This window comes from Corynebacterium sp. ZY180755, assembly GCF_054331495.1.
In genome coordinates, this window is the sequence record NZ_CM135811.1 from 42,607 (window position 1) to 57,613 (window position 15,007).

General features: G+C 56.8%; 10 protein-coding genes. 6 read left to right on the forward strand and 4 right to left on the reverse strand.

What is annotated here, in order from left to right:
• Positions 1-56: 56 nt before the first annotated feature.
• The gene (locus ACXM2N_RS00210; RefSeq protein ID WP_458488888.1) at positions 57-614 is read left to right on the forward strand and encodes a hypothetical protein; all 558 of its coding nucleotides are present in this window, start codon (positions 57-59) and stop codon (positions 612-614) included.
• Positions 615-622: 8 nt separating this feature from the next.
• A complete protein-coding gene (locus tag ACXM2N_RS00215) occupies positions 623-1,294 on the forward strand; it encodes a hypothetical protein (protein ID WP_458488890.1) in 672 nt (223 codons plus the stop codon).
• 12 nt (positions 1,295-1,306) lie between these two features.
• Here the strand turns inward: ACXM2N_RS00215 and katG are convergent, their stop codons facing one another.
• A complete protein-coding gene (gene katG, locus ACXM2N_RS00220) occupies positions 1,307-3,532 on the reverse strand; it encodes a catalase/peroxidase HPI (protein ID WP_458488892.1) in 2,226 nt (741 codons plus the stop codon).
• A gap of 663 nt (positions 3,533-4,195) precedes the next feature.
• On the opposite strand from katG, the gene ACXM2N_RS00225 reads away from it, so the two are divergent.
• Positions 4,196-5,293 (forward strand): glutathione S-transferase C-terminal domain-containing protein, encoded by a 1,098-nt coding sequence (locus ACXM2N_RS00225; protein ID WP_458488894.1) that lies wholly within the window; start codon positions 4,196-4,198, stop codon positions 5,291-5,293.
• A gap of 60 nt (positions 5,294-5,353) precedes the next feature.
• Here ACXM2N_RS00225 and ACXM2N_RS00230 read toward each other — a convergent pair whose 3' ends face one another.
• Complete coding sequence (locus ACXM2N_RS00230) at positions 5,354-6,343, reverse strand: bile acid:sodium symporter family protein (protein ID WP_458488896.1); 990 nt, start codon at positions 6,341-6,343, stop codon at positions 5,354-5,356.
• 203 nt (positions 6,344-6,546) lie between these two features.
• Between ACXM2N_RS00230 and ACXM2N_RS00235 the strand changes: the two genes are divergently transcribed.
• The 3 genes from ACXM2N_RS00235 (at position 6,547) to ACXM2N_RS00245 (ending at position 9,956) form a co-directional block, all read left to right on the forward strand.
• Positions 6,547-7,713 (forward strand): glucose-1-phosphate adenylyltransferase family protein, encoded by a 1,167-nt coding sequence (locus ACXM2N_RS00235; RefSeq protein ID WP_458488898.1) that lies wholly within the window; start codon positions 6,547-6,549, stop codon positions 7,711-7,713.
• Between the two features lie 79 nt (positions 7,714-7,792).
• The gene (locus tag ACXM2N_RS00240; protein WP_458488900.1) at positions 7,793-9,331 is read left to right on the forward strand and encodes a cryptochrome/photolyase family protein; all 1,539 of its coding nucleotides are present in this window, start codon (positions 7,793-7,795) and stop codon (positions 9,329-9,331) included.
• A gap of 67 nt (positions 9,332-9,398) precedes the next feature.
• Positions 9,399-9,956 (forward strand): GNAT family N-acetyltransferase, encoded by a 558-nt coding sequence (locus ACXM2N_RS00245; protein WP_458488902.1) that lies wholly within the window; start codon positions 9,399-9,401, stop codon positions 9,954-9,956.
• A gap of 70 nt (positions 9,957-10,026) precedes the next feature.
• Here the strand turns inward: ACXM2N_RS00245 and ACXM2N_RS00250 are convergent, their stop codons facing one another.
• Entirely contained in the window at positions 10,027-10,503 is a 477-nt protein-coding gene (locus ACXM2N_RS00250; RefSeq protein ID WP_458488904.1) for a cupin domain-containing protein, read from the reverse strand.
• Positions 10,504-11,015: 512 nt separating this feature from the next.
• Positions 11,016-14,783 carry a phosphoribosylformylglycinamidine synthase gene (locus tag ACXM2N_RS00255; RefSeq protein WP_458488906.1) on the reverse strand — a complete coding sequence of 1,256 codons (3,768 nt, stop codon included), beginning with the start codon at positions 14,781-14,783 and terminating at the stop codon, positions 11,016-11,018.
• Positions 14,784-15,007: the final 224 nt, after the last annotated feature.

Genomic DNA, 15,007 nt, shown 5'->3' on the forward strand with positions numbered 1-15,007 from the left:
TTCACGCCGATCTTCCTACTGCCCCAACTTTGCAACAGCACCCAACAGATGACCGTGTGGACAAAGTAGACATCTACCAGTTCCCGTCAATTGATCTCACCAAGTACAAGGGCATGATCATTGGGTCAGCCTGTGATCTGGTGTTTTTGGAACAACGAAGTGAGATCATCTCGCAGTGGGTGCGAGCTGGTGGACGGCTTCTGTACTCAGGTCACCCGCACCTTCGAGTAGTTGAGGGGCTTCCTAGCACCCGAAAGATGGAGTTCCACAATCCCGAAGACATTTGGCTCAGTGCTGTGGAATCGCACCCCATCTTCGAAGGGGTGGATCACAAAGACCTGCTCTTTAGAACCGGTGTCCCAGGTAATCACTCTTTTGAGGAACTGCGGGAGATCGGAGTAGCTGGCTTCTACGGGCGCAGTTACCTCACCAACCTTCCTGATGGTGCCCGCGTTCTCACTGGTATTGGTCCGCGTCAGCTGCCACTGGATGTGAGCTACCCGTTAGGTGAGGGCGAAGTAATAGTCCACGCCGGTAACGATATCGAGTCTTTTGCTTATGAGGGGACCTCTACCGAGGGGCTCCGTGACGCAATCTATACGTACCTAGGGTGATAGACACCATGACAAAAATTGCTTTCATTCATTCTGGTTCATTCTTCCATTTAGCAGATCTGAAAGATCCCGCCGTCAAGGCATTTGACCCAGTTGCCCTCTATGCTCCCTCCATGACAGCGGACTCACTTGAGGGATGTGACGCCGTTTTCCTAGCTGCTCGTCAGCACCCTGATGTGATGAAGCGGATCGCGCCGTTTATTGTTGATTTTCTCTCCCTTGACGGAGTCAGGGTCTACATTGATGGTGAAAACCACGTGGGGGACTGGCTTCCTGGTACTGAGGAGATCCATCGTGGTACCAACTTCTGGGCATGGCGTGTTGGTGAGGACGTGGGTAGGCGATCAGTTAATACCGACCATCCTTTGTGGTCCTACCTCAGTGAACAATCAGTTCACTGGCACTATCACGGTGTCCTCGCACCACCGGCACACGCAACCAGCTTAGTTGAGCTTATTGAACTGGAGGATCACAAGGATGCTGATCACACAGACCCGTGGGGTGGGCATTACCTTGCGGTGCCGGACCATCCGAATGTGTTGCTCTACCATGATGCGCAAACGTTCAACGGCGAAGTTGTGGTTTCCACGATGGACTGCGCATACCACCACGGTGCTGGATTTATGCCGGGTGCTACCCAGCTTCTCTACCGTATGCTGCGTTGGCTATCGGACTCCTAATCACGACAATCCTTAGAAAAGACAAAGGGGCCCGATGCGAAAAAGGGTATCGTCCCGCAGGATCCCTGCGGGACGATACCCTCTTTGCCTCACTGGGCACGTGACGAACTTCTCCTGGGCGTCATCGGATGCGTACGCCTCAGCTACTGCACGCAGCTCGGAGTTAGCACCGAAGACCAAGTCAGCGCGGGTGCCGGTGAAGGACTTGCCGTTGTTAGGGTTGGTGCCGTTGTAACGGGTGCCCTTCTCATCAGCCTTCTCCCAGACGTTGTCAATGTCCAGCATGTTGACCAGGAAGTCGTTGGTCAGCTGACCAACGCGCTCGGTGAGAACGCCATCCTGGGAGCCATCCCAGTTGGTGCCCAGAACGCGCATACCTGCAAGCAGAACGGTGAGCTCTGGTGCGGTCAGGCCCATGAGGTTGCCGCGGTCGATCAGCAGGTGCTCTGCTGGCAGGACGTGCTGGCCGTCAGAGTAGTTACGGAACGCATCAGCGTGTGGCTTCAGGTAGCCGAAGGACTCAACATCGGTCCACTCCTGGGTAGCGTCGCCACGACCTGGGGTGAATGGAACGGTGACAGGGGTGCCTGCAGCAGCGGCAGCCTGCTCAACGCCAACGCCACCAGCCAGAACGATCAGGTCAGCGATGGAAGCGTTGATACCGGTGTTGGCCTTGATCTCCTCGAGCTTGCCCAGAACCTTATCCAGCTGAGCTGGGTTGTTTACTTCCCAGCTGCGCTGTGGCTCAAGACGGATGTGGGCACCGTTAGCGCCACCACGGAAGTCAGAGTTGCGGTAGGTGGATGCGGAAGCCCAAGCGGTGGACACCAGCTCACCAACGGTGAGACCGGAGTCAGCGATAGCCTTCTTCAGGGTCTCAATCTCAGCCTCGTTTGGTACGTACTCAGGAGCTGGGATTGGATCCTGCCACAGCAGATCCTCTTCTGGAGCCTCAGCACCGATGTAGCGGGTCTTTGGTCCTAGGTCACGGTGAATCAGCTTGAACCATGCGCGGGAGTAAGCCTCAGAGAATTCTGCGAAGTTGTCCTTGAAACGACGGGAGATCTTGTCGTACTCAGGGTCGAATCGCAGAGCGAGGTCAGAGGTGAGCATGCGTGGCTCGCGGCGCTCATCAGAGTGAGCCATTGGAACCATGTCAGCGCCAGCACCATCCTTTGGACGCCACTGCTTAGCACCAGCTGGGGACTCCATGAGCTCCCACTCGTAAGCGTAGAGGATGTGGAAGAACTCGTTGTCCCAGCGGTCTGGGTGGTAGGTCCAGGTAACTTCTGGGCCGCCGCCCAGGGTCTTGTCACCGATTGGGCCCTTCCAGCCGATGCCCTGATCCTCAAGATCGGTTTCCTCAGGAAGTGGGCCGATCTCATCTGGGGAAGACGCACCGTGAGTCTTACCGAAGGTGTGGCCACCAGCGATCAGAGCTACGGTCTCTTCATCATTCATACCCATGCGCTTGAAGGTATCGCGGATATCGCGAGCAGAAGCTACTGGATCTGGGTTGCCGTCTGGACCCTCAGGGTTCACGTAGATCAGACCCATCTGAACCGCTGCCAGTGGGTTATCAAGCTTGCGGTCGCCTTCGTAGCGCTCGTTAGCTAGCCACTCGGTCTCAGGACCCCAGTACACTTCCTCTGGCTCCCACGCATCAACGCGGCCACCGGAGAAACCGAAGGTCTTGAAGCCCATGTGCTCCATAGCAACGTTGCCGGCCAGAACCATCAGGTCTGCCCAGGACAGGGACTTGCCGTACTTCTTCTTAACTGGCCACAGGGTACGACGTGCGCGGTCAAGCAGCACGTTGTCTGGCCAAGAGTTCAGCGGAGCGAAACGCTGCTGGCCGGTGGAAGCGCCACCGCGGCCGTCGTAAACGCGGTAGGTACCGGCGGAGTGCCATGCCATACGGATGTAAGCGCCGCCGTAGGTGCCGAAGTCAGCTGGGTACCAGTCCTTGGAGTTGAGCATGCACTCAACGATGTCCTGCTTAACCTCATCAAGGTTGAGGGACTCGAATGCTGCTGCGTAGTCGAAGTCAGCACCGTAAGGGTTGCGCTCTGGGGAGTTCCACGCGAGCAGGGATACGTTCAGGCGCTCTGGGAACCAGCGTTGGTTCTGGTTACCGGCGGTAGGTGGGGTGGTGTTGTCGTGTCCAAAAGGGCACTTTGGCTCAGCACCGGAGTTAGCTGGATCGCCAGCTGGGACCTTCTCAGTAAGATCAGTCATTCAAAGACCTCCACAAGTGTCAGAGAAAATGGCAGATAAGGAAAAATTGTTAATGGCAGGCGATCAAGTGCCGTGCCCTATGAATCACAATAGCATTAAAACCCCACCGCGCAATGCTGAAAACACGCACATTACGGTGGCTTCTGCTTTTGTCATTTTACCTGCTCATACGCAACTTGTGGGCGTTTATAGTGAAACCCTCATCCAGCTCGGAATCTGTAGGTGTGAACCTGCGCGCTGAGAACCTCGGTTTCTGCTGATTTTCCACTCGCCGGATCCCCGTGCGCGATGACTGCACCTTATAAATATTGTGGTCCGTCTTGGGTCGGTTTGTGGCATAGGAGGCGTGGTACGCGCCGGGTGATGGGGCCACCGGAATGTGGGGATAGGCGCTGAAGCTAGCCAGGCCGTAGGCGGCCGCGGTGGTTTCGGGGTTAGGGCGCACTCTTTTGCCGCTTTCCGACGCCGGAAGGTAGTGCGCGGCTAGGGTGCCCGGTGCTTCGGCGTCGCACGTCCTTGGAGTTCATGTGGCCGCGAGGCTTCACTCGCGGCGTTTTAGAGTGCGGTGGAGTAAGTGAGGTAGGGCGCCGCCTCATCTGCGGATTTCGTTTTAGGGATGTACACTTTAATTATTGTTGACACATCTACAAAATGGAGTCGAAAATGTCTGACAAGAATAATGACTACGCTGGCGATCCGCAGAACGCTAGTAAATCGGGTGAATACGTGCGCGACGTAAATTACATCAACGATCGCATTAGTTCGTCTGTTAGTGAAGTAACCAAGGCAGAAGACGGTACGTATCTGTGGCCAATGGAATCTGGCCGCTACCGCCTCGCCGCTGCCCGTGCATGCCCGTGGGCTCATCGCTCCGTCATTACTCGTCGCTTGCTGGGCCTTGAGGATCACATTTCCCTCGCTCTAGCAGGGCCAACCCATGACGTCCGCTCCTGGAAATTTGATCTAGACCCAGGCCAGGTTGATCCGGTACTGGAGATTCCTCGACTGCAAGATGCCTATTTCAATCGCTTCCCTGACTACCCTCGCGGCATCACGGTTCCTGCGATCGTGGAGGTTGAGAGCAAGAAGGTTGTCACCAACAACTACAACAGCTTGGTGCGCGACTTCATCTTGGAATGGAAGGACTTCCACCGCGAAGGCGCCCCAGATCTCTACCCGCTAGAGCACGCTGAAGAGATGGAAGAAGTAAACGAGAAGATCTTCCGTGCCATCAACAACGGTGTCTACCGCTGTGGGTTCACTCCTAGCCAGGAAAAGTACGAGGAGGCCTACCGTGAGTTTTGGGAGGTACTTGACTGGGTGGAGGAGCGTCTAGGTAAGCAGCGCTACATGATCGGTGATCACATCACTGAAACGGACATCCGCCTCTTTGTCACCCTCATCCGCTTTGATCCTGTGTACTACGGACACTTCAAGGTATCGCGGCATAAGACCTCCGAGCTGCCAAACATTCGCGGTTACATGCAGGAGCTGTTTAAGATTCCTGGATTTGGTGACACCACTGACTTCACCGAGATCAAACAGCACTACTACATGGTTCACAAGGAAGTGAACCCAATGCAGACGGTCCCTGTGGGGCCGGACATGTCCTGGCTGGCTGAGCCCCATGACCGCGATCGCTTTGGTGGATCACCATTTGCGGATGGGCAATCAGCGCCTTCTGGCCCACTACCTGAGGGGGAGCATATTAAGAATCCAGAGAACTTCCAGTTATCCCTCTTTCCTTACTGCGCAGGTTAAGAACCAACACTAAAGGCGATGGTCATACAAGACCATCGCCTTTGGCGTGTGAGCAATGAGTCAGTAGTGAACCTCAGCCGGTAGTGACTGCTTCACACCCAGGTCTTGGGGAGAGGAGAGCTTGCGCATCACGGCGGAGAAAATGGCACCGGTGATGTTGTGCAGTACTGCGGCCACCGCTCCCGGCAATGCTGCCTCCGCGGAGAGGAACTTCGCCGCCATGCCGGAGGATAGTCCAGCTGATTGGGTACCGATTTCCACGGCCATGGTGCGGTTGTAGGATTCCGGCATCTTGAGCACCTTGCCGGTGACGTAGCCGAGCAGGTAACCAAACGCGTTGTGGAGCAATACGGCCACAAACACGATCGTTCCTACGGAGGCCAGCAGCTCCGTGTTGTTAGCGACGGTGGGGAACACCACGCCACCAATGCCCACGATGGAAATCCACGGCAGAATAGGCGTGATCTTGGTGATGAAGGAGTCAAACAACACTCGAATGATCAGTCCGCCAATAACCGGTGCCAGCACTGTCTGGACAAGAGTGAGGGCCATGCCGGCAGCATCGACATCGGTGCGCGCATCAGCAAGCCACAGCATCAACAGTGGCGTCACGATAGGGCTCACCAGCGTGGATACGGACGTCATGGCAACCGAGAGCGCCACATCACCCTTGGCTAAGTAGGTGATCACGTTGGATGAAGTACCGCCAGGAACGGAGCCCAGCATGAGCAGGCCTACCGCCAGGGCTGGATTGAGGTTGAGCATCTTGGCAACCACAATGGCCATTGCGGGCATGATCACGAACTGGGCAATAACGCCAATCAGGATCGGCCACGGGCGACGGGCGATTTCCTTGAAGTCTGGGATGGTGAGGGTGAGGCCCATGCCGAACATGATGACCATGAGGAACTGGGAAATGTACGCACTGAACGGCGCAAACGGCTGAGGAAAAATGAATGCTACAACCGCGCCCGCAAGAATAAACAGTGGGAAAGCCATCACTGCAATGGCTGCGGAGCGATCCTCATTGGCATCTGCCTTGGTGTTCATACCTTGATCCTTTGAATGGCGGGCAATGTATAAGGGATAAGGGTACACATCTGATGTCTTCCTGTGCCCTAATTCACTCACTTTTATTCAATGGGAGGAATAGTATTGGTGCGCTCTGATGGATGATCTCGCCTGCTGAGTAGCGGTTCATTTCTCCTGCTAAACCCAAAAAAGCCTTCACCTCTTGCGTATGCTTTTAAGGTATGCGTCTTCCAAAAATTCTCGCCATCATCCTCGCCGGCGGTAAAGGTAGCCGACTGGGCGAGCTCACCGAACACCGCGCCAAGCCCTCTCTTCCTATTGGCGGTACCTACCGGTTAGTGGATATTTCACTATCTAACCTTGCCCATTCGAACATCAAAGACGTGCTCTTGGCGGTACAGTACCTGCCGCACACCATTACCCAGGAACTTCAGGGTGGGCGCCCTTGGGACTTGGATGCCAGCCACGGCGGCTTGGAATTGGCGTTCCCTTTCCAGGGTCAAGAGGGGGAGGGGTTCAACGATGGCAATTCCGCCACACTGTTCTCCCAGATTCCTCTGATTGAGCGGTATGATCCTGACCTCGTCTTGGTCTTGTCCGCCGATCACTTGTATTTGGTGAACTATCTTGAGGTGCTCAACACTCACCAGCAGATGCGTGCTGATCTGACCATGGTGTCCACCGAGGTTACTGAGCATCCGGGGCGGTATTCGGTAATCAAGTCTCACGACGGGCTTGTTACTGCGTTTGACTATAAACCGGACGAACCGGAAGGCAACGTGGTGGGTTGTGAAATCTTCTTATTTGAGAAAGAGAAGTTGGTCAGTGCCTTGCGGGAGTTGGAGAAAGACGGCCTTGAGGATTACGGGCATGACCTTCTGCCGTACTTTGTAGAAAACCACCGCGTGGCGGATCACCGGCACAAGGGGTACTGGCTGGACCTGGGAACCATCCAGAGTTACTGGACGGCGCACATGCAGATTCTGAACGATGAGGGTATTCGCCTTGATGACCCACAGTGGCCCATCTGGTCCGCGCAGCCGCAGCGTGTTCCTGCACGGGTGACAGGCAGCGCCACGTTGGATAATGCTTCGGTGTGTGCTGGTTCGAAGGTGTCTGGCACAGTGATCAACTCCGTGATTGGCGTTCAAGCCGTGGTGGAGGAGGGCGCTGTGGTGGAAAATAGCGTGGTACTTGATGGGGCGCGCATCAAATCTGGTGCGGTAGTCAAGAACGCTATTGTCAGCATTGACGCTGAGGTGTCCGGCCGCCGTGGCAGTGATGAGGTAGTAACGCTGATTGGTGTTGACGGTTGTGTGGCCGAGCGCCAACCCTTTGACTACGAGGCCGAACTGCCGAGCTTTGCCAAAAAAGAAAACAAGAAATAGGGGTCTGTGCCATAGGCAATAGGCGTGAGCGGATCACTCGCTACTGTGCTGCCGCGATCTTATTGGTAGATTGTGCACTATGAAATTTTCTCCTGAACTGCAGGCCCAGCTCGATCTAATAACGTGTGACGGTGGACAGGGCGCTTGCGCCCTCATGTGGTTCAGGGATGACCTTCGGCTATCACATAATGAGGCCTTGTTTCAGGTGTGCGATCACGCGCGCCCTGCAGGTAATGATGAGCAGCCTCCGGTGGTGGCGGTTTTCGTACATGAAACCAATGAGGGTTTCCGTCCCCTGGGTGGTGCAACTCGGTGGTGGCTGCACCACAGCCTAACCTCTCTGGCGCAGTCGCTCGCGGAGAGGGGAATTCCCCTGATAGTTGCGGGCGGTGACTCTGAAGAGCTTATTCCCGCGCTGGTTGACTACCTTCAAGCGGGTTATGTGGCGTGGTCGCGGAGGTACCATCGCCCCTTCAGGGAGGCTGATGCGCGTATTAAGGAGGCATTGAAGGGCGCTGGGGTGCAGGCGGAAAGCTTTGAGGGGTACGTGCTCACTGAGCCGTGGACCATTGTCACTGCTAAGAACGAACCCTACAAGGTGTTCACGCCTTACTCGAAGCAGGCCTTCGCTGTTCTTGCTGAGGAGATGGCCGTTCCTCCGAGCACTTTTGCCCACAGGGAGTGGGGTGCTGAGATCCCGGCTGATCACCTCGCAACAACATTGCGCGCAATAGAAGAACTGAAGTTACTTCCGCAAAAGTCTGAACCTGATTGGACCGCAGGCCTGGAGGAAACGTGGACGCCCGGTGAACGTGGTGCTCACCAAAGGCTCACCGAGTTCCTTGACCACCTGGAACGCGGCGACGTTGCCAACTACACCGATGGCCGCGACTTCCCAGCTCAGCCGGCCACCAGTAACCTCTCCCCGCACCTTCGCTTTGGTGAAATCTCACCTCACTACCTCTGGCGCGCCGCGGGCAATGTTCACGCCGACAACCCTGAGGACATCACAGTCTTCCGCAAGGAGCTTCTGTGGCGTGACTTTGCCTGGAATAGGCTCTACCATCGCCCCGACCTACCAACCGTGAGTGTCAAGGAAGAATTCCGTGCCTTCCCTTGGGCATGGGACCCTGGCGCCGCCGTGCAACGCCACACCGATGGCCGAAAGTGTGCGTCGGCAAGCGAAGAACTGCGCGCATGGCGCGCCGGGGAAACAGGAATTCCGCTTGTCGACGCCGGCATGAAGCAGCTCTGGGTCACCGGAACCATGCACAACCGAGTGCGCATGGTGGTGGGGTCCCTGCTCACTAAGAACCTTATGACCCACTGGCGCCACGGCGAGGAGTGGTTCTGGGACCAGCTGGTAGACGCTGACCACGCCAGCAATGCCTTCAACTGGCAGTGGGTTGCTGGATGCGGTGACGACGCTGCACCGTACTTCCGCATCTTCAACCCGGAAACGCAGGCAAAGAGGTTTGATCCGGAGGGGGAGTACATCGCACGCTGGGCGCCAGAATCACTGCTTCCTGGTTATATTCAGCCCATCGTTGATCTCAAGGATTCCCGCGAGGAAGCCCTTAGCGCCTATCAGCAGGTTCGCGCAACCAAGCAGGCATAAGTTCGGGTGGGCTACTGTGGGTGTAACGGTAAGCAGAGTGCTCACACGACATGAAAGGCTCACTGCCATGCAGCATGATCTGGTCTTAACCCACGGCGACATAACTCTTCGCCCGCTCGACATTTCCGATGCTCCAACACTGTTTGACCTAGTTGATGCGGACATGTGGAAGGGGATGTCTCCACCTGTGCCCGGCAGCGTGGAGGATATGGAAGAGGGCATCCGCTCATTAATCTCGATGGATCATGCCTACGCCTTTGCGGTGGAGTACCACGGGAAAGTGGTGGGGCGAACGATGTTCTTTGATTACACCCCAGCACTTCGCGTGATGATTGGCTACACGTTCTACGGCCGCGATTACTGGGGAACGGCCGTGAATCCCACGGCCAAGTATCTGCTGCTCAGGCATGCATTTGAGGAATTCGGCGTGGAGCGTGTGGCCCTAAGGTGCGATACGCGCAACAAGCATTCGTGGGCTGCCATTGAAAAGCTCGGCTGCACCTACGAAGGAACCTCTCGCAGGTTCCGCCGTGCGGCAGACGGTGGAATGGCGGATGTTGCGAATTTCAGCATCATTAAAGATGAATGGCCACGCGTGAAAGAAGCATTGCAGAAGAGGATCTAAATCCACAAAAGTCTAGGGCCCGTCCGCACGATGTGTGGGGACGGGCCCTGGTATGAGTCAGGTGTGACCTTTAGGCGTGGCCGTCTTCCTTGCCGGAACCAGGCTGTACGGTCCACTCTGGTGGGACGTCCTTACCGGACTCTTCATCGGCCTCCGCATCTGCTGCGGTTGCCTGAACGATGCCGTGTGCGTGGTGAACTGGGGCGTAAATGGTGTAGAGCTTCAGTGGCTTATCGCCGGTGTTGATGATGTCGTGCCACTTGCCGGCAGGGACGAAGATTGCCCAATCATCCTCAACGTTCTGCTCGAACGTGAGCTCCTCAGCGGAATCACCCATGACGCACTTACCGGTGCCATCCTCGATGCGGATGAACTGATCGGTCTCTGGGTGAGTTTCCAAACCAATGGACTCGCCGACGGGAATGCTCATAACGGTAGTCTGCAGGTACTTACCCGTCCACACCGTGGTGCGGTAGTTGCTGTTGTCCTTGGTAACGTCCTCGATGTTGATCGTTTGTGGTTCTGGGCCGATGTCCTTGATGCTCATGGGGTCTCCTTCGGTGGGTGAATGTTTTCTGTGCTTTCCAGCGTAGTGAATTCCGCCAAGACGCGTGTTTCACGTGAAACGTACAGCGGATGATTGATTGCTAAAAGCTTGCTTAACCAGCGCGTATGGTGGCTATTGCCGGCGAACGTGTGCCTGCACATGAGATGCGGAATTACCTTTCACTCGCTGAAGGCGTCCTCTGTGGCGTGGTCCACGCATGAGGCATCCCCACACCACCGAGCATGTGTACCCACCATTCTCAGGCCCTAATAGATCCTCTGGCAAGGGAAGCGGACTCGTGCCCGTGCTGGGGGCTTGACCCATCACCTTAGGTTGCTCCGGCTGCATTCTGTGATGCGCTACCGCAAGATTGCAGTCACAATTTACGGGCATGTCCCCGATGAAGTATCGGGGACATGCCCGTGAAAAGGAACTAGCCGCCTAGGGCTAATTCGGCCCGATTACCGGTCTCAGTTGGGTGGCTGTTAATAGCGCTCCTTCAGGGGGCGCTATTAGGCTTTACCTTTCACGTAGTTCACGGCGTTGGCAAAGATGTCCTGGACCTCGATGCCTGGAATGTTCTTCATCAATCCCTCGCGGAAGCGCTCAGGGTGGCCCATCTTGCCCAAAATGCGCCCGCACGGGGAGATGATGCCCTCAATGCCGTAGGAGGAACCATTGGGGTTTGCCGGTGCCTCCATGGTGGGGGTGCCCTCAGCGTCAACGTACTGGAATGCAACCTGCCCATTGGCGAATAGGGTCTTGGCTTCCGCCTCGCTCACCACAAAGCGACCCTCGCCGTGCGAAACAGGGACGAACTGGCGCTGGCCAGCGGTGAAAGTGGACAGCCACGGTGACTTGTCCGCGGTGGTAGCTACGCGGGTCTGAGCAATGCGAGAGATGTGGCGCAGCTGGCGGTTGTGGGCCAAGGTAGGGGAGTCCTCCGTCTGCTTGGCTGGATCACCGTATGGCAGGAAGCCGGACTTTACCAGTGCCTGGAAGCCGTTGCAGATGCCCAGAACCAGACCATCGCGCGCGGTGAAGTTCTTGATTGCCTCTGTCACCTCAGGCGACTTCAGGAACGCGGCGATGAACTTTGCGGAACCGTCTGGCTCATCGCCAAGGGAGAAGCCGCCAGAGAACGCCAAGATATTGGTTTCATTGTGTGCAAGCTTTTCAATGAAGGTCCTGGTGTCTTCCTTCAGCAACTCAGGGGTGAGGTTGCGGATGACGTGGAATTCAGTGGTAGCACCCGCAGCCTCAAACGCCTCCGCCATGTCGTACTCAGAGTTGGTGCCTGGGAAGACAGGTAAAAGAACGTGTGCGGTGCTCTTCGCTTCGCTTCGAGCAGCGCTGGCTGCGCCGGAGTCTGCTGGCAGCTGAGTAGCGAACTCAGGGAGGACCTCGCCTGCGTCCTCGTAATTCTCGGAGTTGTTGAGTGGGTAGACCTTGCGGTAGCCGGACTCCAGTGCATCCAGTGCCTCAGCAATGGTGAAGGACTCCTCGCCGAAGGTGAGGGTGCCGGAGGTGTTGGTGGAACCGATCTTGGTGCCACCTGCAACCTCGGTGCCAGGCGCAACAGCGACCACGATGGAGCCGATGGCGGCGTCGTCAAGGTGAGTGACAGTGGTGCTTACACCAACCTCATTACCCAGAGCCATATTGACAATGGCAGGCGCAAGGCCGGACTCGGTGATGGCCTGAGCAGCGGCGATCCGCTGCTCGGTGGCGAGCGTGTGGATGGTGCCGAAGTTGGCATTGAGCTGCTCGTAATTAGGATCGCCCGCCTCCAGTGGGGTGTGGGCCAGGAGGTGGAGATCAAACTCTCCCTCAGGGATCGCGGCAGAAATGGTTTCACTTGCGTCCATTGCGGCGACGGCGAAAGTGACCAAGGTTGGTGGGACGTGCAAGTTCTCGCCGTAGGTTCCTGACATGGAGTCCTTACCGCCAATGGCAGCAACCTGGAACGCATCCTGCGCCTCCAACAGGCCCAAAAGGGCCTGGGTGACCTCGCCCCACTTCTCCTCATTCTGATCGAGACGCTGGAAGTACTCCTGCACACTCAACCACGCACCGGTTGGGTCAGCTCCAGCAGCAGTGAGCTTAGCCATCGCCTCAACTACGGAGAACGCGCCCATCAGGAATGGGGAAGCATCTGCCATCTGTGGGGAATAACCCCACGTCATCACCGAAGCGGTGGAGGAGCCACCAGGCACAGGCAATGTCTGCACGGATGCCTGCTCATCAGTCTTCTGGGTCTTGCCACCGTAAGGCATCAGCACGGTGGAGCGGCCGACAGTGGCATCAAACTGTTCAATCATGCCCTCCTGCGAACCCGCAGGGTAAGACTTAAGAGACTCAAGGACGCTCGTTGCCGCCGTGGTGGTGTGCGCTGGCTTTTCAGGCGCAACCAAGCGCACGTCCTGCGCACGATGAGCACCATTGGTCTCAATGAACTCACGAGACAGGTCAAGGACGATCTCCTCACCCATGAACATGCGCAAGCGACCGGAGTCAGTGATCTCCGCCAGCTGCACAGCCTCGATGTTTTCCTTCTCCGCCGCGGCAATGAACGCCGCAGCATCAGCTGGGCGAACGACCACCGCCATGCGCTCCTGCGACTCAGAAATCGCAATCTCACGGGCGTTCAGCCCCGCGTACTTCAGCGGCACGCGATCCAAATGGATGTCGATGCTGTCGGCAAGCTCACCCACGGCAACGGAGACGCCACCAGCGCCGAAATCGTTACAGCGAACGATCATCTGAGCCACCTCAGGCTTGCGGAACAAACGCTGAATCTTGCGCTCATTCACCGGGTTGCCTTTCTGCACCTCCGCGCCCGCAGACTGCAAGGACTCCTCATCGTGCGCCTTAGAAGAACCGGTGGCGCCACCCACACCATCACGGCCGGTACGGCCACCCAGGTAAATCACAACGTCGCCCGCCTCGGGCTCCAAACGCTTCACATTCTCCACTGGGGCCGCGGCAACAACCGCGCCTAGCTCGAAGCGCTTAGCGACGTACCCAGGGTGCATGAGCTCACGCACACCAGTGGTGGCAAGGCCGATCTGGTTACCGTAGGAAGAATAACCGTGCGCCGCGCGAGTGGAAATATCCGCCTGCGGCAACTTGCCCTCAAGAGTCTCAGAGCGCGGAGTATTAATATCGCCAGAACCAGACACACGCATCGCCTGGTACACCCACGCACGGCCCGAAAGCGGATCACGAATAGCGCCACCCAAACACGTAGAGGCGCCACCAAAAGGCTCAATCTCCGTCGGGTGATTGTGAGTCTCGTTCTTAAACATGAGCAGCCACGGCTCAGTCGTTTCTTCCGAACCAAGCTCCTGATGGCCATTCTTCTTCACGTCCACATACACGGAACAGGCATTGATTTCCTCAGAAACCTCCTGATCATCCATCACACCAGTGCGGCGCAACTCACGTCCCATGATCGTGCCCATGTCCATCAAGGTGCGCGGCTTGTTCGTGCGGCCGTTAGCTTCACGCAGCTCCTCATAACGAGCCAACGCGCGGTCCAGCAGCGGGCCAAACGTAGGCTCAGCATTATCAATGCTGGTCAGCTCAGTGTTGAAGGTGGTGTGGCGGCAGTGATCGGACCAGTACGTGTCCAGCGCAGACAACTCGACCTCGGTAGGGGTGCGGCCTTCGTTCTTAAAGTAACGTTGCGTTACTTTAAGATCTTCCAAGTTCATGGCCATGCCCACATCTTTGAGCATGCGGGCGAGGCCGTCGTCATCTAGCTCGAGGAAATCGTCATAGGTTTTCAGTGGCTCCTTCTCACCCATTGCTGGCTGACGAAGGATGCTTAAGTCCTTCTTGCCGGCCTCGACTGGGTTGATGAGGAAGTCTTCAATGGCGGCTTGAGCCGCAGCGTCGAGGTCGTGTTGGAAAAGGAAGACCTCGGCGGAAAAGATGCGCGCCGTGGTTGCTGGCTGTAGTAGGCGAAGCGCCTGCTCGGCGGCGTCGGCGCGCTGGTCGTACTGGCCTGGCAGCGGTTCTACGCCTAGGTGCCACGGCGCACTGCTGAGTGCGGTCTTGAGTTCGTCGTCGGAAATAATGTCATCGACGCGCTCATCGGCAACGATGCTTGCCCTGAGGGCGGCCACGTCGGCCTCGGTGGCGCCGAATACGTCATAGACATTAATGATGGTGACGCCTTCAATTGCGACACCATCAAGGTTATTCAGGGTTTCACGCAACGCTGATTCTTCGTTGCGGAATTGTGGTTTACGGCGAACTGCAAGACGTGCGTCCATTACCTTTTTCAGGCCTTCCTCACGCGGGGACTTTTACCACCCAATAGACTACTGCCCTCAAGGAGTTAAGGGAACTCCTTTACACCCACTCTTTGCCCACGTTTGCAAAGGTCATAACCAGTTTTGGTGGAGTTTGAGGCTGTTTTTAGGGCGTGGGGAAACTAGTGCCCCCACCGCGCGCGGGTTCACCAACACGCGGTGGGGGTATGAGCGGCCCCTTGAGG